The sequence below is a fragment of the Streptomyces sp. NPDC101181 genome, from assembly GCF_044767975.1.
Lineage (GTDB): Bacteria > Actinomycetota > Actinomycetes > Streptomycetales > Streptomycetaceae > Streptomyces.
On record NZ_JBIWOX010000010.1, the window covers coordinates 184,579 to 205,193 of the forward strand.

Below are 20,615 nucleotides of genomic sequence, written 5' to 3' on the forward strand. Positions count from 1 at the left end.
CAGGTCGGGAGGGAACCATGAGCACCGTCGGTGCGGGTGGCGGGGTCAGGCGGTCGGGAAGTCCATCAACGCCACCGGATCGGAGGTCGGTTCGGCCGATCCACCGGACGGCTCGACGGTGATGCCCATGCCGGACGCCTGGTCCAGGGAGCCCTTCAGGAGCACCGCGTCGTCGGTGGCCGAGGGGTCCATCAGACCGGCGGAACGCATCGTCCCCTGGTCGTTGAACCAGAGCTGGTAGACCTTGCCGTTCGGGGGCCGTCCCATGCCGGAGGCCAGGAAGACCGCGCGGTTCTCGCTCCGGGAGACGACGACCGTGCCGTGCGCCCCACCGGTCAGTTCGCCCGACGAGGTCCTCGCGTCCGGTGCGGAGATCACCTGGGCCAGCTGCTGGTTCTGCCGCTGTGCCTGGTTCGCTTCCTGACGGGCGTCCTGGGCGACCTGGTTCTGCCAGGCCGCGACCCCGCCGAACGCGGCGGCCGCCGCGAGGCAGGCGGCGAGCGCGAAGCGCGACCAGCGGCCGGTCCGGCCACTCCCGCCGCTCCGCTCGCGTCTGCCGTGCGCCGGAGGCTCCTGGCGGACGGTCGTGATCTCCCGCAGCACCCGTTCCCGCATCTCCCGGGGCGGGGTCTCGGCGACGGCCAGTCCCATCCTGGCGGCTGTCGCGGACAGCTCCCGCACCTCCTGGGTGCAGGCCTCGCAGTCCTCCAGATGCCTCTCGAACGCACGGAGTTCGGACTCCGGCAGCGCGTGCAGAGCATAGGCGCCGGTCAGTGTGTGCAGCTCGGCCGTGGTCATGCGCTCACCCCCAGGCAGTCCCGCAGCCGGATCAGGCCGTCGCGGAGTCGGGTCTTGATGGTGCCCAGCGGCACGGAGAGGAGCTCGGAGACCTCACGGTAGGTCAGACCCTGGTAGTAGGCCAGGGTCACTGACTGCCGTTGCAGCTCGGACAGGGTGCGCAGACAGCGGCGCACCTGCTCTCTCTCCAGCCGGGTCTCCACCTGTTCGGAGACCTCGTCGAATGCGGGCGTGCGCTCCAGCAGGGCCGCCTTGGTCTCCCGGGCGGCGGCCGACTCGGCGGAGCGGACCCGGTCCACGGCCCGGTGGTGGGCCAGGGTCAGCACCCAGTTCATCGCGCTGCCGCGGGAGGCCTGGAACCGGGGCGCGGTGCGCCACACCTCCACCAGCACCTCCTGGGCGACCTCCTCCGACTGCGCCGGGTCGCGGAGCACGCTGCGGACGAGCCCGAGCACGGGTCCGCTCACCGCGTCGTACACCGCGGCGAACGCCTCTTGGTCCCCCCGCGCGACCTGCACCAGGAGTTCCTGGAGGTCCGGTCCGGGCGAGGGGACCCCGCTGATGTGGACGGCTTCCTTCACGCGGTTTCCTCCCAGGGCTTCAACGATTCCGGGAGTGATTCGGAGCCGACGGCCGGACGGATTGGTCGAACGCCCGCGATCTTTCCAGAACCTCCCGTCCGGAGCGGGGACCCCGCGGGGCGCGCCCCGGACGAGCGCCGCGCTCCCTCGTCCGCGTCCCCTCGTACGCGTCCCGCGGGATGTGCCGCTCCGGGAAGGGCGGACGAGAGGACCCCGCCCGCCGCGGGGTGCGGCGAACGGGGTCCGGACGAGGACGGGCGGGCGACTGCTAGGCGGCCGTCGCGCCGCCCTCCTGCTCGCGCTCCACCTGCTCGTTCCACTCGCGCTTGACGGCGCGCCAGGCGTCGTCGTTCTGGCCGAGCCGCCAGTAGCCCGAGATGGACAGCTGGGCCAGCGGGATCTGCCGCTCCACCCGCAGGTGGCGCCGGATCTCCTTCACGAAGCCCGCCTCGCCGTGGACGAACGCCTGGACCTCACCCGCGGGGAACTCCAGCCCCCGCACGGCGGCGGTCAGCAGCTCACCGACGGGACGGTCGCCGCGGTGCAGCCAGGTCACGGCCACCCCGTCCGGCGTCACGATCTTCTGCTCCTCCGAGGCGTCGGACACCTCGACGAAGGCGTGCACCAGCGCGCCCGCCGGCATCTGCTCCAGCGACGCGGCGATCGCGGGCAGCGCGCTCTCGTCGCCCGCCACCAGGTGCCAGTCGGCCGATGCGCGCGGTCCGTAGCCGCCGCCGGGGCCGAGGAACGTCACTTGATCACCCACCCGGGCCCGCCGCGCCCAGGGGCCCGCGAGGCCCTCGTCGCCGTGGACGACGAAGTCGACGGCCATCTCCCGGGCGACCGGGTCCCACGAGCGCACCGTGTAGGTGCGGGTGGTGGGCCACAGCTCGCGCGGCCGGGTCTCGCGGATGGCGGCCAGGTCGAACGGGTGGGCGTAGTCCGCGCCCTCGGGCGCGAAGCACAGCTTGATGTAGTGGTCGGTGAAGCCGGAGAGGGTGAAGTCCGCGAGACCTTCGCCGCCGAGGACCACGCGCACCATGTGCGGGGTGATCTGCTCGGTGCGCACGACCTGCGCCCCCTGGGCCTTGGGTCCCTGCCGGGCCGGCCGCTCTGCCACGAGGTACTCCCTGGTTCGATTACTTAGGCATACCTAAGCTAACACTTCGGGGCTCAGTGCTGAAGAGTGGTCAGGAGGCGCGACACCGCGCCGCCCAGCCCCCACCGCCCGGCCAGCGACTCCAGCGCCGCCGGGTCGCGCGGCTCGCGCGGAAGCGCCGGGTCGAAGTCGGGCAGCGGGACGTCCTTCGCCACCCGGACCACCTTCGGGGCAACGGCCACGTAATCCCGCGACTCGTCCAGCCGCTTGCGCTGCGAGGGTGTCAGCTTCGCCTTCGGGTCGTCCACCGCCGCCATGATCCCGTCGAGGTCGCCGTAGGCGTCCAGCAGCTTCGCCGCCGTCTTCTCGCCGATGCCGGGGACGCCCGGGAGTCCGTCGCTCGGGTCGCCGCGGAGCAGGGCCAGGTCGACGTAGCCGGCGCCGTCCACCCCGTACTTCTCCCGCAGCCACGCCTCGTCGGTCACCTGGAGCGTGCCGACGCCCTTGAGGGGATAGAGCACCCGCACCTGCCGGGCGTCGTCGACCAGCTGGTAGAGGTCGCGGTCGCCGGTGACGATGTCCACCGGGCCCGTCGCGCGCGCCGTCAGCGTGCCGATGACGTCGTCCGCCTCGTAGGGGGTGACGCCGACGCGGGCGATGCCGAGGGCCGCCAGGACGTCCTCGATGACCGGGACCTGCGGGGAGAGCGTGTCCGGGATCTCCTCCTCGTCGGTCCGCCCGGCGGGCGTCTCCTCGGCGACCCGGTGCGCCTTGTACGTCGGGATCAGATCGACGCGCCACTGCGGACGCCAGTCGTTGTCCCAGCAGGCGACCAGGTCGTCCGGGCGGTGGTCGTGCACCAGGCGGCCGATGAAGTCCAGCAGGCCGCGCACGGCGTTCACCGGCGTCCCGTCGGGGGCGCGGACCGAGTCGGGGACCCCGAAGTAGGCGCGGAAGTACAGGGAGGCGGTGTCGAGGAGCATCAGGCGTCGCGTCACAGGCCCGATGATGCCCCACGCCACTGACAGCCGCCGTACCGCGCCGACGACCGCCCGATCGGCCGCGAAGTCACCTTGGGTGATCACTTATGACCTCTGCGTTACTCTTAGTGAACTGAATCACACAGGTGTTTGATGCGAATAAGTGCGGGCAGGCGCGCCAGCGGAGTGGACCACGTCGCATTGCTACTGGGTGCGGGTGGCGCGCGGGCCGAATCCGCGCCGCTCCACGGTCTGCCGGAGGGGGTGGCAGACCGTTTTTCGGTTCAACGCGTGAGGTGTATGTGTCAAGGCTGCAAGCCGAGCACTTGTACAAGGTGTTCGGCAGACGACCCGAGGAAGCCGTGCGGAAGCTCGAAGGCGGCGCCGACCGCGACGAGCTGCGCGCCGACGGAACGACCGCAGCGGTCATCGACGCCTCGTTCACGGTGGAGCCGGGACAGATCTTCGTCGTCATGGGGCTGTCCGGCTCGGGCAAGTCCACCCTGCTGCGGATGCTCAACGGTCTCCTCGACCCCACCGCGGGCCGGGTGCTGTTCGACGGCCAGGACCTGACCGCCCTGGCCCCGCGCGACCTGCGGGACGTCCGCTCCACCAAGATCAGCATGGTCTTCCAGCACTTCGCGCTCTTCCCCCACCGCAGCGTCCTGGAGAACGCCGCCTACGGCCTCGAGGTCCAGGGCGTGGCGCGTGAGGAGCGGGAGACGCGGGCCGCCGAGGCGCTGCGCCTGACCGGACTCGAAGGCTGGGAGAAGTCCTGGCCCGACGAGCTGTCCGGCGGTATGCAGCAGCGCGTGGGCCTCGCCCGCGCCCTGGCCACCGACGCCGACCTGCTCCTCATGGACGAGTCCTTCAGCGCGCTCGACCCGCTGATCCGCCGTGACATGCAGGACCAGCTGCTGGAGCTCCAGAAGCGGCTGAAGAAGACCATCGTCTTCATCACCCACGACCTCAACGAGGCCATGCGCCTCGGCGACCGGATCGCCGTCATGCGCGACGGCAGGATCGTCCAGCTCGGCACCGCCGAGGACATCCTCGTCACCCCGGCCAACGACTACGTCGCCTCCTTCACCCAGGACGTCGACCGCTCCCGGGTGCTGACCGCCTCCGCGATCATGGCCGAGCCGCACACCGTCATGGGCTCCACCGCCGAGGACGGCACCGAACTGCGCTCCCCGCAGGACGTGCTCGCCGCGGCGCCCGCCACGGTCGGTGGCGACACCCCGATCATCGACCTGTTCACCCCCTGCTCGCAGAGCGCGAACCCGGTCGCCGTGACCGACGCCAGGGGCAGGCTCATCGGCGTCGTGCCCAGCTCCCGGCTGCTCGCCGTGCTCGGCGAGCCGATGACCCCGGCCGAGGCCCCCCGCGACGTCGAACCGGCGGCGGACAGCATGAAGAAGGTGGCCGGTGTTTAGGCTCCCCCTCGGCGAGTGGGTCGACTCCGCGGTCGAGTGGCTGCAGACCCACCTCGCCTGGCTCTTCGACGCCATCAGCTCGATCGTCAGCGGCATGTTCGACGGCATCGCCGCCGTCCTGTCGGCCCCGGCCCCGCTGCTCTTCGCGGGCATCGTGGCCGTCATCGCCTGGTGGCTGCGCGGACTGCCCGCGGCCCTGCTCACCTTCGCCGGATTCGCCCTCATCGACTCCGTCGAACTGTGGGACGAGGCGATGGACACCCTCACCCTGGTGCTCGTCGCCACCCTCGTCACCCTGGTCATCGCCGTACCGCTGGGCATCTGGGCCTCCCGGTCCAGGACGGTCAGCGCGGTGGTCCGGCCGGTCCTTGACTTCATGCAGACCATGCCCGCCATGGTCTACCTGATCCCCGGCGTCATCTTCTTCGGCGTCGGCGTGGTCCCCGGCATCATCGCCACGATCATCTTCGCGCTGCCCCCGGGCGTCCGGATGACCGAACTGGGCATCCGCCAGGTCGACGGCGAGCTCGTCGAGGCGGCCGAGGCCTTCGGCACCACCTCGCGCAACACCCTGCTGCGGGTGCAGCTGCCGCTCGCCCTGCCCACGATCATGGCCGGTATCAATCAGGTCATCATGCTCGGCCTGTCCATGGTCGTCATCGCGGGCATGGTCGGCGGCGGCGGTCTCGGCGGCTCCGTCTACCGCGCCATCGGCAACGTCGATGTCGGCCTCGGTTTCGAGGCGGGCATCTCCATCGTCATCCTCGCCATGTACCTGGACCGGATGACCGGCGCGCTCGGCACCGTCGTCTCCCCGCTGGGCCGCCGCGCGGTCGCCAAGGCCCGCGCCATGGCCGAGGGCTGGAAGATCTGGACCTACCGCCCGCAGCCCGTCGTCGCGGTCGCCGCGATCGTCGCCCTCGCCCTCGTGGCGGGCGGCATGAGCGTCCTCGGCGGTGCCAAGGACGACACCGCGGGCGGGAGCGCGAAGGTCGGCGACGGCAAGAAGATCTCCATCGGCTACATCCCGTGGGACGAGGGCATCGCCTCCACCTTCCTCTGGAAGGAGATGCTGGAGCAGCGCGGCTTCGAGGTCGACGTCAAGCAGTACGAGGCCGGGGCGCTCTACACCGGCATGGCCAACGGCCAGATCGACTTCCAGACCGACTCCTGGCTGCCGGTCACCCACGCCAGCTACTGGAAGAAGTACCAGGACCGCCTGGAGGACATGGGCTCGTGGTTCGCCCCCACCTCCCTGGAGCTGGCCGTCCCGGCGTACATGAAGGACATCGCGTCCATGGAGGACCTCAAGGGCAGGGCCTCCGAGTTCAAGGGCCGCATCGTGGGCATCGAGCCGAGCGCCGGTGAGATGGGCCTGCTCAAGGACAAGCTCCTGCCGGGCTACGGCCTGGACAAGGAGTACAAGCTCATCGACGGTTCCACGCCGTCCATGCTCGCCGAGCTGAAGCGCGCGTACGCCAAGAAGGAACCGATCGTCGTTCCGCTCTGGTCGCCGCACTGGGCCTACAACGACTTCGACCTCACCAAGCTCAAGGACCCCAAGGGCCTGTGGGGCGAGGGCGACGGCATCCACACCCTGGCGCGCAAGGGCTTCTCGCAGGAGAATCCCGAGGTCGCCACGTGGCTCAAGAGCTTCAAGATGACCGAGAAGCAGCTCACCAGCTTGGAGGCCGAGATCCAGAAGGCCGGCTCGGGCAAGGAGCAGGAGGCCGTCCGCACCTGGCTCAAGGGCAACTCCGGCGTCGTGGACACCTGGGCCCCCGCCCCGAAGGACGCCCAGGCCGCGGGCGGCGACGACGAGCGCAAGCGCCCGGTCGAGATCGCCTGGTTCCCCTGGGAGGAGGACATCGCCGCCACCTACCTGTGGAAGGCGGTCCTGGAGGAGCGCGGCTACAAGATCAACCTGAAGCAGTTCGAGATCGGGCCGATGTACGCGGCGATGTCGCGCGGCCAGATCGACGTCCAGTTCGACGGCTGGCTGCCGTACACCCAGAAGAACTACTGGGACAAGTACGGCGACAAGCTGACGAACATCGGCTCCTGGTACGGGCCGACCTCCGTCGAGGTCGCGGTCCCGGAGTACGTCAAGGACGTCCGGACGCTGGAGGACCTGAAGGGCAAGGCCTCCGACTTCAAGGGGCGGATCGTCGGCATCGAGCCCGGCACCGCCGTCATGGAGAACCTCAAGGAGAACGTCCTGCCGAAGTACGGCCTGGACGGGGAGTACAAGGTCGTCGACTCCTCCACGCCCGGCATGCTGGCCGAGCTGAAGCGCGCGTACGCCAAGAAGGAGCCCATCGCCGTCCTGCTGTGGACCCCGCACTGGTCGTACAACGAGTTCAAGCTCACCAAGCTGAAGGACCCCCAGAAGGTGTTCGGTGACGGCGACCGGCTGCACACCATCGCCTCCAAGGAGTTCCCGGAGCAGTACCCGCGGCTGACCAAGTGGTTCAAGGACTTCAAGCTCAGCGAGAAGCAGCTCGCCGGACTGGAGAACGAGATCCAGAAGCGCGGCGCGGGCCACGAGGAGGAAGCCGTGAAGGCCTGGATGGACGACAACCCGGGCATGGCGGACACCATGGCACCCCAGTAGGGGCCGCACAGGCACGAAAGCGCAGGTCGTAAGGGGTGGCCCCCGCCGTCGGGCGGGGCCGCCCCTTCCGGCTGCCCGGGGCCGTTTACCGGACAGCTTGCGCAACCATGTGCGTAAGGTGCTGGCAACCGCGAGGATGGGCGGGTGCGGGAGGGAGCTGGGAGATGGACGACAAGGACACACCGCGGGTGGGCGCCGCGGTCCGGCGCCGGCGCAGAACCCTCGGCCTCACGCTGGCCGCGGTCGCCGAGCGCAGCGGACTGTCCGTGCCCTTCCTCAGCCAGATCGAGAACGAGCGCGCCCGCCCCAGCGCCCGCTCCCTCGACCGGGTCGCCGAAGCGCTGGAGACCACCACCGGGAAGCTGCACGCCGCCGCCGACTCCGCCCGCGCCGTGGACGTCGTCCGGGGCGAGGAGGGCGAGGGGGTACGCCGTCTGGTGCGCGGCCGCCACCAGCTCAGCGCCCTGGAGTTCACCGGCGAACCCGACCTGGGCGTCGAGTTCCAGCACCGCAACGACGAGCTGATGTACGTCGTCGCGGGAGCCGTCGACGTCGAGGCGGAGGGCCAGGCGCACCGGCTGGAGAGCGGCGACACCCTGTTCCTCTCCGGCGGGGTCCGCCACCGCTGGCGTGCCACCGCGCCCGGCACCAGACTCCTGGTCGTCGCGGTCGCCGAGCACATCGACGCCACGTACGACTCGCGGCGCTGAGCGGCCGGGCTGCCCGTGCGCGTCGTCTCCCTGGTCCCCTCGCTTACCGAGGCCGTCGCCGTGACCGCCCCCGGGCTGCTGGTCGGGGTCACCGACTGGTGCACGCACCCCGCGGACCTGACCGCCGCCCGGATCGGCGGCACGAAGAACCCGGACACGGCCGCGGTCGCCGCCCTCGCCCCCGACCTCGTCATCGCCAACGAGGAGGAGAACCGCGCCCCCGACCTCGCGGCGCTGCGGGCGGCCGGGCTGGAGGTCCTGGTCACCGAGATCCGCACCCTGGACCAGGCCCTCGCCGAGCTGGACCGGGTCCTCACCACCGCTCTGGGGCTCACCCGCCCCGCCTGGCTGGAGGAGGCCGAGGCCGCCTGGGCCGCCCTGCCCGCGCCCCCGGAGCACCCCCGGCCCGCCGTCGTACCGGTCTGGCGCAGGCCCTGGATGGTGCTCGGCCGCGACACCTTCGCCGGGGACCTGCTCGCCCGCCTCGGCGTCCGCAACGTGTACGCGGACCACGCCGAGCGCTACCCGCGCGTCCCGCTCGGAGAGCTGAACGCCTCCGGTGCCGAGCTGGTCGTGCTGCCCGACGAGCCCTACCGGTTCACCGCCGACGACGGGCCCGAGGCGTTCCCCGCCCTGCCCGCCGCCCTCGTCGACGGGCGGCTCCTCACCTGGTACGGGCCGTCGCTGGCGCGGGCGGCACGGGAGCTGCCGTCAGCGCTCCGCTGACCAGCCCGCCCACCGTCCGCGTCCCGGCCACCGCCACCGCCGCCACCAGGAACACGTACAGCGCCACGGCCAGCCAGGCGAAGGCGTCGAGACCGGTGTGCCGGGCCAGACCCGAGGCCCCGGTCACACACGTACCGACCGGGAAGGTGAACGCCCACCACGTCATCGCGAACCCCATGCCCTGCCGGGCGGCCCGCACCACCAGCGCGCCCGCCAGCGCCAGCCACAGCAGCGCGAAGCCCGTCACCGGCACCCCGTACAGCACCGCGAACGCGCTGAACGCCGAGGCGTAGGGGGCCGCGACCGCGCCCGGGGCGACATCGGCGAGCTGGTTGACCGCGGTCGTCGACTGCCCGAGCGGACCCAGTACCAGGAACAGCGCCGGGGTCAGCGCGAGCGGCAGCGGCCCGTGGTGGACCAGCCGGGCGAAGACCAGCGGCAGCACCACCAATGTGGCCAGCAGCGACAGACCGAACAGCGCGTAGCAGGCCATCAGCAGCGCCTCGCGCCCCTGCCCGGCGGGGACGTGCGGCACCAGCAGCGCACCCTGCGACGCCGACACCATCGGCGCGACCAGGGGCAGCAACCAGACCGGCGACGCGGTCCCGGGGGCCGGGCGGTGGCGTACGACCATCAGATACGGCACCACCACCGCGGCGGCGAGACCCACCGCCGTACCCGCGACGAACAGCACCACGTCCACCGCGAGCGCCGCCCGCGCGCCCACGACGTCCTGCCCGACCGTCAGCGTCGCCCCGCCGACCGCGAGCAGCGCCATGGACAGACAGCCGTAGAACGGAGCGACCGCCGGGTCCAGGAGGTGGGCGCGGGCCTGGTCGCGGTGGTGGATCCAGTGCCCGGTCCGGGCGGCGAGCACGGCGGCCAGCAGCAGCGCCGACGCCGCCCACACCACGGTGATCGCGGCGCGCAGACCGGGCACCTGGACGGGCAGCGCGGCCCCGGCGCCCGCGACGATCGCGGTGCCCATGACGCTCGCGTACCAGTTCGGACCGATGTGCCGCAGGGACGGCAGCCGCGTCCCGTCCGCCGGTCGGGGGAGCGCCCCGGCGGGCGGCGGGACGGATGCGCGGGTCTGCGGAAGGACGGCCATGCCACGATTCTTCGCGGGCCGGGCACCGCCCACCAGGGATCATGTTCCTATGAGGTCATAAGCTGCCTTTATGACCGGTGACGCTTCCCAGGCACCCCCCACCTCCCTCGCCCACCGGGTCCCCGACCTCGGGGCCCTGGAACTGCTGCTCGCCGTCGCCCGGCACGGCAGCCTGGGCCGGGCCGCCCGCGACCTCGGCATCACCCAGCCCGCCGCCTCCAGCCGCGTCCGCTCCATGGAGCGCCGCCTCGGCGTGGCGCTGCTGGACCGCTCGCCACGCGGCTCCCGGCTCACCGGGGCGGGCGCGCTGGTCACCGACTGGGCCCGCCGGATCGTCGAGGCCGCCGAGGCGTTCGACGCGGGCGCGCAGGCGCTGCGCGACCGCCGTGACTCCCGGCTGCGGGTCGCCGCCAGCATGACCATCGCCGAGTACCTCCTGCCCGGCTGGCTGATCGCGCTGCGGGCCGAGCGCCCGGACACCGCCGTCTCGCTCCTCGCCGGCAACTCCGCCGCTGTCGCCCACCGCCTGGTCACCGGTGAGGCCGACCTGGGCTTCGTCGAGGGGCTGTCGATACCGGAGGGCCTGGACGGCACCGTCATCGCCCACGACCGCCTCGTCGTCGTGGTCGCCCCCGGCCACCCATGGGCGCGCCGCCGCACCCCGCTGCTGCCCGGAGAACTGGCCGCCACCCCGCTGATCCTGCGCGAACACGGCTCCGGCACCCGTCAGGTGCTGGACGCCGCGCTCGCCGTGCACGGCGGCCTCGCCCAGCCCCTGCTGGAACTCTCCTCCACCACCGCCGTCAAGGGCGCGGCGGAGAGCGGCGCGGGCCCCTGCGTCCTGAGCGAACTGGCCCTCGGCGAGGAGCTGTCCGCCCGCCGCCTGATCAGGATCCCCGTCGCGGGCGTACGGCTGCGCCGCCAGCTCCGCGCCGTCTGGCCCACCGGTCACCGCCCCACCGGCCCGGCCCGCGACCTGCTGGCCCTGACGGCCCGGGACACCTGACCCCCCTGTCACCCCCACTCCCTAGGGTGGGGGCATGAGTCACGCGACGCCGCCCGGCTGGTACCGGGACGCGGGAGCCCCCGGGGCCGAACGCTGGTGGGACGGCACGGCCTGGACCGCGCACACCCGCCCGCTCGCCGCCGCCGGATTCGGCCCGCCGACGGTGCCCGTGCCGCATCAGCGCGACCCGAGGGACGGGCCCGGTGGCGGCCGTGCGAAGGCCGTCGCGATCACGCTCTGCGTGCTGGTCGTCGCGGGCGCCGCGGTCACCGGGGCCGTGCTGCTGAGCGGCGGCGACGACGGCGGTACGCGGACGGCCCCGACGGCGACCGCGTCCGCGCCGTCCTCCGGCGCCACCCCGACCACCGCCCCCTCCGCCGGGGCGGATCCGGACAAGGATCCGGCCGTCCTGGTCGACCAGCTCAACGGGATCACGCTGCCGGTGCCCGACGGCTGGGAGAAGCCCACGAGCACCCTCGACGACGCGCCCACCGTCCGGACGAAGAACTCCTACGACTGCCCCGGCGGGTCCGCCCTCTGCTACCACGGCACGGTCAGCACCCGGACCGCACGGGCGGGCGAGAGCGACCCCAGGACCCTGGCCGAGGCCGACATCGTCACCGCCGCCGACCACGCCTACGAGGAGGACTCCGTCGGCGTGCGCACCCACGGCGGCATCACGTCCCACCAGGTGCTCAAGGCGCAGGAGGTGACCGTCGCCGGACGCACCGGCTATCTCGTGCGCTGGCGGGTCACCACCGGCAAGGGAGACGGGGGCGTCGTGCAGTCCGTCGTCTTCCCCTCGACGGTGGGCAGCGAATCGCCGGTGATCGTCCGGTTCGCGTTCGACGCGGGAGTGGCGCGGCTGCCCCTCTCGCTCATGGACACGATCACCCGGGGCATCCGCCCGCTGGGCGACAGCGCGACGAACGGGGGAGTGGGCGCTTCGGTCGGCCCCTGAGACGCACCGGTCTCCCACCGCCCCCACCGACTCCGCCGGATCAGAGGAAGTTCTGCCCCTCACCCCGGTACGTCGGAACGCTCGCCATGACCCGGTCGCCCTCGACCAGGTGCAGCGTGTCGAAGCGTTCGCACAGTTCCCCGGCCTTGGCGTGCCGGAACCACACCTTGTCACCGATCAGCAGGTCGTCGGCGGGCGAGCCGAGCAGCGGCGTCTGCACCTCGCCCGCGCCCTCCTGCGGGTCGTACCGCAGCCCCTCCGGCAGGTACGGCACCGGGGAGCGGTCCGCCCCGGCCGCCCCCGACGCCGGGTAGCCGCCGCCGAGCACCGTCACCACGCCCACCCCGGGCCGCCGCACCACGGGCTGCGCGAACAGCGCCGCCGGACGGCCGGTGAACGAGGTGTAGTTGTCGAACAGCCGGGGCACGTACAGCCCCGACCCGGCGGCGATCTCCGTGACCGCGTCCTCGGCCGCCGTGTGCTGCACACTGCCGGTCCCGCCGCCGTTGACGAACTCCAGCTCCGGCGCGACCGCCCGCACGGCCCGCACCGCCTCGGCCCGGCGCGCCGCCAGCTCCCGGCGGGCGGTGGCCTGCATCAGCCGGATCGCCCGGGACCGCAGCGGCCGCCCGGCCACCGCGTCCCCGACCCCGGCGATGTGGCCCTCGTAGGCCATCAGCCCCACCAGCCGGAAGCCCGGCCTGCGCGCCACCGAGCGGGCCAGCTCGGCGAGCTGGGCGGGGGAGCTCAACGGCGAGCGCAGGGCCCCGATCCTGATCCGGCCACCCAGCATCCGCAGCGAGGTGTCCAGCTCCAGGCAGACCCGGATCTCCTCCTGACCCCCGGCCCGGGAGGCGTCGATCAGCTCCAGCTGGGAGTGGTCGTCCACCAGCACGGTGACCGCGGCGGCCAGCTTCGGATCGGCGGCCAGCTCCGCGAAGCCACCCCGGTCCGCCGACGGGTAGGCGAGCAGGACGTCGTCGGCCCCGGCCCGCGCCAGCCACAGCGACTCCGCCAGCGTGTACGACATGATCCCGGCGAACCCCGGCCGCCCGAGCACCCGCTCCAGCAGGGTCCGGCACCGCACCGACTTGCTCGCGACCCGGACGGGCTTGCCGCCCGCCCGCCGCACCAGGTCGTCGGCGTTGGCGTCGAACGCCTCCAGATCGACGATCGCGATCGGGGCGTCGAGATGGGCGGTGGCCCGGTTGTAGCGGGTCCGGTCAGCGGCGCGGGCAGTCATGGCCGCAGCTTGCCAGAGAGCCGTGAGCACTGGGTAGGGGGACGATCGGGACAGATCACCGCCCGCTGCGGCGTCCCGTTCCCCGCCGCCGGTCCACAGCCCGTAGAGTGACGGGCACGCGAGCACCAACGGGCCTGTCGGCGGCGGTGATCCGTGGTCGGTACGAGAACGTGTACGCAGGGGGCCGGATGAGTACCGAAGCGCGACGCGCCCCCGTGCCGCCCCGCCCGGCGGCCCCTCCGCCCCCACCCGGCCCGCCCCGTCCGACGCCCCCGCCCCCGCCGCGCCCCTCGGCCCCGCCTGCCGCGCCCCGGGCCGGGGCCGCCGGCGCCGCCGGCCCCGGCACCGCCCCGGGAGGCCCCCCGCCGCCCGGCACTCCGTACCCCTACGGCTCCCCGGAGACACCCGCCGAGACCACCACCCGGCTGCGGCCCGTCCCGGCCGGGGGGCGGGGCAGGACCGTTGCCGCGGCCGCCTGCGCCGTGCTCGGGCTCGGGCTGATCGGCGGGGCGGTCACCGGCGCCTGGCTGACCGGGGACTCCTCGGCCGAGACCACCCGCACCCCGTACACCACCGGCCGGACCGCCTGGCACAGCGTCCCCGTCGACACGCTCTTCCCGCGCACGCTCGACGGCAGGGGCGCGGGACCGGGCGGCACGCACCGCACATGGGAGCGGATCGCCGTCGCCGCCGACAGCTCCTGCCGCGACGGGCTCGACCCGCTGCTGCTGACCACCCTGCGGTCGGTGGGCTGCGAACGGCTGGTGCGCGCCACGTACACCGACGCGACCCGCTCCGGCTACACCACCGTGGGCCTCGTCTTCACCGAGGCCGACGCCCCGGCGATGGCGGCCCTGCGCACCCGCTTCGCCGAGCAGCGGCTCACCGCCCGCAAGGACCTCCTGCCCCGGACGTACGCCCCCGAGGGCACCGCCGCGGCCTCCTTCGGCGACGGGCAGCGCGCCAGCTGGACGGTGAACCCGCTCACCGAGATCCCCGTCGTCGTCTTCGCCGTCTCCGGCTTCGCGGACGGGCGCACCGTCGCCGCCCCGCAGCCCGCCGCCGAGGCCATGGCGCCGGACGCCACCACGGACATCGCCCAGGCCGGGCTCGGCCACGAGGCCAAGGGCGTCGCGGACCGGGTGGAGCGGGGCCTGCGCAGAGCCGTCGCCGACCTCACGGAGCAGCCCGGATGACCCGACGCCCCCACCGCGTCCCCGCCGCCCTCTGCGCCGCCGCCGTCCTCGTGCTCACCCCCGCCGCCCCCGCCCACGCGGACGCCATCCGCGACCAGCAGTGGGCCCTGGCGGCCCTGCACGCCGACCGCGCCTGGGAGACCACCCGGGGGCAGGGCGTCACCGTGGCCGTCCTGGACACCGGCGTCGACGACGCCCACCCCGACCTGACCGGACAGGTGCTCCCCGGCAAGGACCTCATCGGCTTCGGAGCCGCGCGCGGCGACGCCGCCTGGGCCCTCCACGGCACCGCGATGGCCGGGATCATCGCCGGACGCGGCAACGGCCCCGGGCGCACCGACGGCGTCCTCGGCATCGCCCCCGAGGCCCGTGTCCTGCCCGTCCGGGTGATCCTGGAGTCCAAGGACCCGGCCCGCGCCAAGGCCCGCTCGTCCCGCGGCACCGCGCTCGCCGACGGCATCCGCTGGGCCGCCGACAACGGCGCCGACGTCATCAACCTCTCCCTCGGCGACGACAGCGAGTCCGCCCACCCCGACCCGGGCGAGGACTCCGCCGTCCAGTACGCCCTGTCCAAGGGCGTGCCCGTGGTCGCCTCGGCGGGCAACGGCGGCGAGAAGGGCGACCGGATCTCCTACCCGGCCGCCTACCCCGGGGTGATCGCGGTCGCCGCCGTCGACAAGTACGGCACGCACGCCGCGTTCTCGACCCGCCGCTGGTACGCCACCGTCAGCGCCCCCGGCGTCGACATCGTGGTCGCCAACCCCGACGGGCACTACTACATCGAGTGGGGCACCTCGGCCGCCGCGGCCGCCGTCTCCGGTGCGGTCGCCCTGGTCCGCGCCGCCCACCCCGGCCTCGATCCGGCCCAGATCAAGAAGCTGCTCGCCGACACCGCCCGCGACGCCCCCGCCGAGGGCCGCGACGACGCCCGCGGCTACGGCATCGTCGACCCGGCGGAGGCCATCGAGGCGGGCTCCCGGCTGCCCGGGGCCGGACTGGACGCCAAGGCGGCCCCGGCCGGACACACCGGCCGCTACTTCGGCGCGGGACCCACACCGCCCCGCGCCGGGACGGACAGCGTCCACCGGGCCGCTCCGCTCGCGGGCGGACTCGGCGCGGCGCTGCTGGCCGCCGCCGTCGTCCTGTGGCGCGGCCGGAACGCCCCTCGCCGCCGCTGAGGACCACGCACGTCGACGGCCTGCGGGCCGGACGCCGGATGCCAGGCACTACGCTCGTCCCGTGGAGCTCAAGAACATTCCGGACCCCGGTTTCTCCGACGACGACGGCTCGGCGTCCCCCGCCCTGACCAGCGCCCTGGCCGCCTGGTCGCAGGACCGGAGCGCCGTCGGCCCCGTCCTGACGGCCCTCAGGGACGCCCGGCTCTTGGTCCCCGTCGTCGTCCTCCTCGGCGAGACCGAGGAGGACGAGAGGGGGCTGCGGCGCGAGAAGACCAGCGACATGGCCGTCCCCACCCTCCACGCGGGCGACCGGCGCGCGCTCCCCGCCTTCACCTCCACCGCGTCGCTCGCGCTCTGGGACCCCGAGGCGCGCCCCGTCGCCGTACCCCTGCACCAGGCGCTCCAGGCCGCCGCCCACGAGAAGGCCGACACCGTCGTGCTGGACCTCGCGGGGCCCGTCGCCTTCGAGCTGTCCGGGCAAGCCCTCCTGGCGCTGGCCGAGAACCGCACCAGCACCGACCCGCTCCAGGACCCCGCGGTCCTCGCCGCCGTACGCGAGACCGTGGCCGCTGACCCCGCCGTCGTCCGCGCCCATCTCGGGCCCGGCAGCGCCGACGGCACCCTCGCGCTCGTCCTCGCCCCGGACGCGGTCCCCGCCGAGGCGGCCCGCCGGATCGCCACCGCCCTGGCGGCGAGCGAGGTGCTGCGCACCCGTCTGGTGAGCGGCCTGGACCTCGCCCTGCTGCCCGCCGGGACGGACACTCCGGGTGAGCCCTTGTTCGCTCGCTGAGAGCTCCGCCGCCGTCCTCGGCGAGCGCCGCGCACCGTCTCCCGTGAGAATTGTCGAGAAAATTCGGTTCACACCCGGACGTATCGACCTAGCTCGCGAGGTGGTTGCATGAAGACGCGGATCGTGGCGTCAGAGTTCCTCGGCACCCTGCTCCTGGTGTTCTTCGCCGTGGGGTCCGCGGTGGTCGCCGTCGAGTACCTCGGCACGGTGGGCATCGCCCTCACCTTCGGCTTCACCCTTCTCGCCCTCGCCTACGCGCTCGGTCCGATCTCCGGGTGCCATGTGAACCCGGCGGTGACGCTGGGGATGCTGATGGCCGGCCGGATCGACGTCCGTGCCGCCGTGGAGCGCTGGGTGGCCCAGTTCCTCGGCGCGATCGTCGGCGCGGCCCTGCTGTTCCTGCTGGCCAAGCAGATCCCGGGGCTGGAGACCAGCGGCGAGTTCGGCACCAACGGCTACGACGACCGGTCGGCGGTCGGCATCAACATCGGCGGAGCGTTCCTCGCCGAGGTGGTCCTGACGTTCCTGCTCGTCTACGTCGTCCTCGCGGTGACCCACAGGGTCGCGGTCACCGGCTTCGACGGACTGCCCATCGGTCTGGCGCTCGCCGCGATCCACCTGGTCGGTATCCCGCTCACCGGCACCTCGGTCAACCCGGCGCGCAGCCTGGGCCCGGCGCTCTTCGCGGGTGGCGGCGCCCTCTCCCAGCTCTGGCTGTTCATCGTGGCGCCCCTCGTCGGCGGAGCGATCGCCGCCTACGCCCACCGGCTGACCCACCCGTACCCCAACGTGCTGCCCGCGGAGACCGAGGACGCCGTCTGAGGCCGCGCCACTCCGGCGCACGACGCACGAGAGCCCGCCGCTCCATGGGGACGGCGGGCTCTCGCGTACCTGCGGACCGGGCGGGGGGCTAGCCGTAGACCGGGCCGGTGTACTTCTCGCCGGGGCCCTGGCCGGGCTCGTCGGGCACCAGGGAGGCCTCGCGGAAGGCGAGCTGGAGGGACTTGAGGCCGTCGCGCAGCGGCGAGGCGTGGAAGGTGCTGATCTCGGTGGCGCTCGCGTCCAGCAGCCCGGCCAGGGCGTGGACCAGCTTGCGGGCCTCGTCGAGGTCCTTGTGCTGGTCGCCCTCCTCCGTGAGGCCGAGCTTCACGGCGGCCGCGCTCATCAGGTTGACGGCGACCGTCACGATCACCTCGACCGCGGGCACCTCCGCGATGTCGCGGGTCATGTCGTCGAAGCCGGGGTTCCCGCCGCTGGGGGTCGCGTCACTCATGCCCACACGATAAGGGCAGGCCGTCGCCCTCCCGCGCGCGGGAGGGCGACGGCCTGCTGGTGCGGGTCCCGCGGATCGTGCGGTAGGCTGGTATCACGACCGGCCGGACACCTGTGTGCCCGGCCCACAAGTGGAGGCTCCGATCTCCCACCTGGCTGTCCGTGACGGACGGCGGGTCACCGGTCAGGCGGAGACCATGGTTCCGTACGGACGATGGGCCCGCCCGAGAGCCCCGCGGTTGACCGCGGCGGTGTTCCGGTAGTTCCTGGAGCCTCGCCTTGTGTCCCGTCCGGGGCATTTTTGTGCTTCCCGTTCGGTTGGTCCTGACGTGAGAAAACGTATACGCGGCTGTCCGCCAGGCGGTCGCGTGGTGCTACCGAGGAGGATCCATCAGCGCCGAGCCCCGCATCAACGACCGGATTCGCGTTCCCGAGGTCCGACTTGTCGGTCCCAGCGGCGAGCAGGTCGGGATTGTTCCGCTTGCCAAGGCCCTGGAGCTCGCACAGGAGTACGACCTCGACCTGGTCGAGGTGGCGGCGACAGCCCGTCCGCCCGTGTGCAAGCTCATGGACTACGGGAAGTTCAAGTACGAGTCGGCCATGAAGGCCCGTGAGGCGCGCAAGAACCAGGCGCACACGGTCATCAAGGAGATGAAGCTCCGGCCGAAGATCGACCCGCACGACTACGACACCAAGAAGGGTCACGTCGTCCGGTTCCTCAAGCAGGGTGACAAGGTCAAGATCACGATCATGTTCCGTGGTCGTGAGCAGTCCCGCCCCGAGCTGGGCTTCCGACTGCTCCAGCGTCTCGCTTCGGACGTCGAGGACCTCGGCTTCATCGAGTCCAACCCGAAGCAGGACGGCCGGAACATGATCATGGTTCTGGGCCCGCACAAGAAGAAGACCGAAGCCATGGCCGAGGCCCGTGAGGCCCAGGCCGCCCGCAAGGCGGGGCGTCAGGGTTCCTCCGACGCGCCGTCCGAGGACGACACCGCCGAGGCTCCGGCCGAGACACCTTCCGAGGCGTGACCTCAAGGGGCTGCCACCCAGGCGGCCCCGGGTCCCCCCGGAACCCCATAGAGATCTGACGCCCCTGCTGTCCGGTGCCCGCACCGTGAGGGGCGCCACTGACGAGGAGAGAACGGCGCGATGCCGAAGAACAAGACGCACAGCGGTGCCAGCAAGCGCTTCAAGGTCACCGGCTCCGGAAAGGTGCTCCGCGAGAGGGCGGGCAAGCGCCACCTGCTGGAGCACAAGTCGTCCAAGAAGACCCGCTCGCTGACCGGCACGGTCGTCGTGGCTCCGGCCGACGCCAAGAAGATCAAGAAGCTTCTCGGCAAGTGAGGCCCGGCCCCCGGACCTTCTCCGGGGGCACGACCTCGATCACACCGGGACCAATTCGTTTCCGGGCCGTGTGAGGACACCCACGGCCCCGCTACAAGGAGTTAACAAGTGGCACGCGTCAAGCGGGCAGTCAACGCCCACAAGAAGCGCCGGGCGATCCTGGAGCAGGCCAGCGGCTACCGCGGTCAGCGGTCGCGCCTGTACCGCAAGGCCAAGGAGCAGGTCACCCACTCCCTGGTCTACAACTACAACGACCGCAAGAAGCGCAAGGGCGACTTCCGTCAGCTGTGGATCCAGCGCATCAACGCCGCTGCCCGCCAGAACGGCATGACGTACAACCGCCTCATCCAGGGTCTGAAGGCCGCCAACATCGAGGTGGACCGCAAGATCCTGGCCGAGCTCGCGGTCAACGACGCCGGCGCGTTCGCCGCCCTCGTCGAGGTCGCCCAGAAGGCCCTCCCGAGCGACGTCAACGCCCCGAAGGCCGCCTGACCCAGGCCCACCTTCCAGGTATGTGAACCGGACCCGCAGGCGCACGCCGTCTGCGGGTCCGGTGCGTTGCCGCCGCACCCCGCCGCCGTGACCGGGCGGCCCCCACCGCCGTACGCAGAGCAGAGAGGCCCGCCGCCGATCATGGGCACCCCCGAACTGATCTCCCCGCGCTCCCCGCGCGTCGCCGCCGCCCGCCGGCTGGCCCGCCGCAACTTCCGCGGCAAGGAGCGCAGGTTCATCGCCGAGGGGCCCCAGGCCGTGCGCGAGGCCGCGGCCCACCGGGGCGGCGACGGCGAGCCGACCCTGGTCGAGCTGTTCGCCACCCCCGAGGCGGCCGACCGGTACGCCGACATCGTCGCGGCGGCCCACGCGGCGGGGGCCAGGGTTCACCTCGCCGGGGACGACGTCCTCGCCGACGTCTCACAGACCGTCACCCCGCAGGGCCTGATCGGCGTCTGCCGCTTCCTGGACTCCCCGTTCCAGGAGATCCTGGACGCGCGGCCCACCCTGGTGGCGATTCTGGCCAACGTCCGCGACCCCGGGAACGCCGGTACGGTACTGCGCTGCGCCGACGCGGCGGGCGCGGACGCCGTGGTCCTCACCGACGCCTCCGTCGACCTCTACAACCCCAAGTCCGTACGGGCCTCGGTCGGCTCCCTCTTCCACCTGCCCGTCGCCGTCGGCGTCCCGGTCGAGCAGGCCGTGCGGAGCCTGCGGGAAACCGGGGTGCGCATCCTCGCGGCCGACGGGGCCGGGGACGAGGACCTGGACGACGAACTGGACGCGGGCACCATGGGCACCCCCACCGCCTGGGTCTTCGGCAACGAGGCCTGGGGGCTCCCCGAGGAGACCCGGGCGCTCGCCGACGCCGTCGTGCGCGTCCCCATCCACGGGAAGGCGGAGAGCCTCAACCTCGCCACCGCCGCCGCGGTCTGCCTCTACGCCTCCGCCCGTGCCCAGCGCCCCCGGCACACCCCCGACGCGTAGGGGCGTCCGACGGCACGTCAGCGCACGATCCCGGCCAATCCCGCGCCCCGCCCGCCCGTGCGCCCCCGTCCGCTCTTCCGCAGGGTGTCGC

At 73.0% G+C, this 20,615-nt stretch carries 21 protein-coding genes; 14 read left to right on the forward strand and 7 right to left on the reverse strand.

The window, feature by feature from the left end:
* Nucleotides 1–45: 45 nt before the first annotated feature.
* From ACIRRU_RS17315 to ACIRRU_RS17330, 4 genes are all read right to left on the reverse strand, one after another.
* Nucleotides 46–798 carry an anti-sigma factor domain-containing protein gene (locus ACIRRU_RS17315; protein ID WP_403681116.1) on the reverse strand — a complete coding sequence of 251 codons (753 nt, stop codon included), beginning with the start codon at nt 796–798 and terminating at the stop codon, nt 46–48.
* Nucleotides 795–1,379, reverse strand: a complete 585-nt coding sequence (locus ACIRRU_RS17320; RefSeq protein ID WP_403681119.1) for a sigma-70 family RNA polymerase sigma factor — start codon at nt 1,377–1,379, stop codon at nt 795–797. The genes ACIRRU_RS17315 and ACIRRU_RS17320 overlap by 4 nt, the downstream gene beginning before the upstream one ends.
* Nucleotides 1,380–1,647: 268 nt before the next feature.
* Nucleotides 1,648–2,499, reverse strand: coding sequence for a siderophore-interacting protein (locus tag ACIRRU_RS17325; protein ID WP_403681122.1), 852 nt, complete (start codon nt 2,497–2,499; stop codon nt 1,648–1,650).
* 53 nt (nt 2,500–2,552) lie between these two features.
* Nucleotides 2,553–3,461, reverse strand: a complete 909-nt coding sequence (locus ACIRRU_RS17330; protein ID WP_403681254.1) for a 5'-3' exonuclease H3TH domain-containing protein — start codon at nt 3,459–3,461, stop codon at nt 2,553–2,555.
* Nucleotides 3,462–3,760: 299 nt separating this feature from the next.
* Between ACIRRU_RS17330 and ACIRRU_RS17335 the strand changes: the two genes are divergently transcribed.
* The 4 genes from ACIRRU_RS17335 (at nt 3,761) to ACIRRU_RS17350 (ending at nt 8,944) form a co-directional block, all read left to right on the forward strand.
* Complete coding sequence (locus ACIRRU_RS17335) at nt 3,761–4,894, forward strand: glycine betaine/L-proline ABC transporter ATP-binding protein (protein WP_403681125.1); 1,134 nt, start codon at nt 3,761–3,763, stop codon at nt 4,892–4,894.
* Complete coding sequence (locus ACIRRU_RS17340) at nt 4,887–7,508, forward strand: ABC transporter permease/substrate binding protein (protein WP_403681128.1); 2,622 nt, start codon at nt 4,887–4,889, stop codon at nt 7,506–7,508. The genes ACIRRU_RS17335 and ACIRRU_RS17340 overlap by 8 nt, the downstream gene beginning before the upstream one ends.
* Before the next feature lie 164 nt (nt 7,509–7,672).
* Nucleotides 7,673–8,218 (forward strand): helix-turn-helix domain-containing protein, encoded by a 546-nt coding sequence (locus tag ACIRRU_RS17345; protein ID WP_403681130.1) that lies wholly within the window; start codon nt 7,673–7,675, stop codon nt 8,216–8,218.
* Nucleotides 8,219–8,233: 15 nt separating this feature from the next.
* Nucleotides 8,234–8,944, forward strand: a complete 711-nt coding sequence (locus ACIRRU_RS17350; protein ID WP_403681132.1) for a helical backbone metal receptor — start codon at nt 8,234–8,236, stop codon at nt 8,942–8,944.
* Here ACIRRU_RS17350 and ACIRRU_RS17355 read toward each other — a convergent pair.
* A complete protein-coding gene (locus tag ACIRRU_RS17355) occupies nt 8,883–10,055 on the reverse strand; it encodes a TDT family transporter (RefSeq protein WP_403681135.1) in 1,173 nt (390 codons plus the stop codon). The two genes, ACIRRU_RS17350 and ACIRRU_RS17355, sit on opposite strands and share 62 nt — an antisense overlap.
* A gap of 70 nt (nt 10,056–10,125) precedes the next feature.
* On the opposite strand from ACIRRU_RS17355, the gene ACIRRU_RS17360 reads away from it, so the two are divergent.
* On the forward strand, nt 10,126–11,061 hold the full coding sequence (locus ACIRRU_RS17360) for a LysR family transcriptional regulator (protein WP_403681137.1): 936 nt from the start codon (nt 10,126–10,128) through the stop codon (nt 11,059–11,061).
* Nucleotides 11,062–11,095: 34 nt separating this feature from the next.
* Nucleotides 11,096–12,022 (forward strand): DUF2510 domain-containing protein, encoded by a 927-nt coding sequence (locus ACIRRU_RS17365; protein ID WP_403681140.1) that lies wholly within the window; start codon nt 11,096–11,098, stop codon nt 12,020–12,022.
* Between the two features lie 40 nt (nt 12,023–12,062).
* Here the strand turns inward: ACIRRU_RS17365 and ACIRRU_RS17370 are convergent, their stop codons facing one another.
* Nucleotides 12,063–13,265 (reverse strand): amino acid deaminase/aldolase, encoded by a 1,203-nt coding sequence (locus ACIRRU_RS17370; RefSeq protein WP_403681143.1) that lies wholly within the window; start codon nt 13,263–13,265, stop codon nt 12,063–12,065.
* Between the two features lie 188 nt (nt 13,266–13,453).
* Between ACIRRU_RS17370 and ACIRRU_RS17375 the strand changes: the two genes are divergently transcribed.
* From ACIRRU_RS17375 to ACIRRU_RS17390, 4 genes are all read left to right on the forward strand, one after another.
* Entirely contained in the window at nt 13,454–14,461 is a 1,008-nt protein-coding gene (locus tag ACIRRU_RS17375; RefSeq protein ID WP_403681145.1) for a hypothetical protein, read from the forward strand.
* The gene (mycP, locus tag ACIRRU_RS17380) at nt 14,458–15,639 is read left to right on the forward strand and encodes a type VII secretion-associated serine protease mycosin (protein ID WP_403681147.1); all 1,182 of its coding nucleotides are present in this window, start codon (nt 14,458–14,460) and stop codon (nt 15,637–15,639) included. Before ACIRRU_RS17375 ends, mycP begins: the two co-directional genes overlap by 4 nt.
* A 61-nt stretch (nt 15,640–15,700) precedes the next feature.
* Nucleotides 15,701–16,429: an SseB family protein gene (locus tag ACIRRU_RS17385; RefSeq protein WP_403681150.1), complete on the forward strand. Its 729-nt coding sequence runs from the start codon at nt 15,701–15,703 to the stop codon at nt 16,427–16,429.
* Between the two features lie 108 nt (nt 16,430–16,537).
* On the forward strand, nt 16,538–17,251 hold the full coding sequence (locus ACIRRU_RS17390) for an MIP family channel protein (RefSeq protein WP_403681153.1): 714 nt from the start codon (nt 16,538–16,540) through the stop codon (nt 17,249–17,251).
* A gap of 88 nt (nt 17,252–17,339) precedes the next feature.
* Here ACIRRU_RS17390 and ACIRRU_RS17395 read toward each other — a convergent pair whose 3' ends face one another.
* Nucleotides 17,340–17,702: a DUF1844 domain-containing protein gene (locus ACIRRU_RS17395; RefSeq protein ID WP_363202377.1), complete on the reverse strand. Its 363-nt coding sequence runs from the start codon at nt 17,700–17,702 to the stop codon at nt 17,340–17,342.
* 389 nt (nt 17,703–18,091) lie between these two features.
* On the opposite strand from ACIRRU_RS17395, the gene infC reads away from it, so the two are divergent.
* The 4 genes from infC to ACIRRU_RS17415 all read left to right on the forward strand — a co-directional run bounded on the left by infC (nt 18,092) and on the right by ACIRRU_RS17415 (nt 20,524).
* The gene (gene infC / locus ACIRRU_RS17400) at nt 18,092–18,730 is read left to right on the forward strand and encodes a translation initiation factor IF-3 (RefSeq protein ID WP_403681257.1); all 639 of its coding nucleotides are present in this window, start codon (nt 18,092–18,094) and stop codon (nt 18,728–18,730) included.
* Between the two features lie 120 nt (nt 18,731–18,850).
* Nucleotides 18,851–19,045, forward strand: a complete 195-nt coding sequence (gene rpmI / locus ACIRRU_RS17405) for a 50S ribosomal protein L35 (protein WP_019762413.1) — start codon at nt 18,851–18,853, stop codon at nt 19,043–19,045.
* 108 nt (nt 19,046–19,153) lie between these two features.
* A complete protein-coding gene (rplT, locus tag ACIRRU_RS17410) occupies nt 19,154–19,537 on the forward strand; it encodes a 50S ribosomal protein L20 (RefSeq protein WP_005319596.1) in 384 nt (127 codons plus the stop codon).
* A 141-nt stretch (nt 19,538–19,678) separates the two neighbouring features.
* Nucleotides 19,679–20,524, forward strand: a complete 846-nt coding sequence (locus tag ACIRRU_RS17415; RefSeq protein ID WP_403681155.1) for a TrmH family RNA methyltransferase — start codon at nt 19,679–19,681, stop codon at nt 20,522–20,524.
* The last annotated feature ends 91 nt before the right edge of the window (nt 20,525–20,615 follow it).

What these genes read in the sequence shown, in the direction of transcription:
- ACIRRU_RS17330 (WP_403681254.1), bottom strand. Translation starts at nt 3,461, where the DNA reads ATGCTCCTCGACACCGCCTCCCTGTACTTCCGCGCCTACTTCGGGGTC.
- ACIRRU_RS17355 (WP_403681135.1), bottom strand. Translation starts at nt 10,055, where the DNA reads ATGGCCGTCCTTCCGCAGACCCGCGCATCCGTCCCGCCGCCCGCCGGG.
- ACIRRU_RS17395 (WP_363202377.1), bottom strand. Translation starts at nt 17,702, where the DNA reads ATGAGTGACGCGACCCCCAGCGGCGGGAACCCCGGCTTCGACGACATG.
- ACIRRU_RS17315 (WP_403681116.1), bottom strand. Translation starts at nt 798, where the DNA reads ATGACCACGGCCGAGCTGCACACACTGACCGGCGCCTATGCTCTGCAC.
- ACIRRU_RS17365 (WP_403681140.1), top strand. Translation starts at nt 11,096, where the DNA reads ATGAGTCACGCGACGCCGCCCGGCTGGTACCGGGACGCGGGAGCCCCC.
- rpmI (WP_019762413.1), top strand. Translation starts at nt 18,851, where the DNA reads ATGCCGAAGAACAAGACGCACAGCGGTGCCAGCAAGCGCTTCAAGGTC.
- ACIRRU_RS17390 (WP_403681153.1), top strand. Translation starts at nt 16,538, where the DNA reads ATGAAGACGCGGATCGTGGCGTCAGAGTTCCTCGGCACCCTGCTCCTG.
- ACIRRU_RS17345 (WP_403681130.1), top strand. Translation starts at nt 7,673, where the DNA reads ATGGACGACAAGGACACACCGCGGGTGGGCGCCGCGGTCCGGCGCCGG.
- ACIRRU_RS17375 (WP_403681145.1), top strand. Translation starts at nt 13,454, where the DNA reads ATGAGTACCGAAGCGCGACGCGCCCCCGTGCCGCCCCGCCCGGCGGCC.
- ACIRRU_RS17360 (WP_403681137.1), top strand. Translation starts at nt 10,126, where the DNA reads ATGACCGGTGACGCTTCCCAGGCACCCCCCACCTCCCTCGCCCACCGG.
- ACIRRU_RS17415 (WP_403681155.1), top strand. Translation starts at nt 19,679, where the DNA reads ATGGGCACCCCCGAACTGATCTCCCCGCGCTCCCCGCGCGTCGCCGCC.
- mycP (WP_403681147.1), top strand. Translation starts at nt 14,458, where the DNA reads ATGACCCGACGCCCCCACCGCGTCCCCGCCGCCCTCTGCGCCGCCGCC.
- ACIRRU_RS17370 (WP_403681143.1), bottom strand. Translation starts at nt 13,265, where the DNA reads ATGACTGCCCGCGCCGCTGACCGGACCCGCTACAACCGGGCCACCGCC.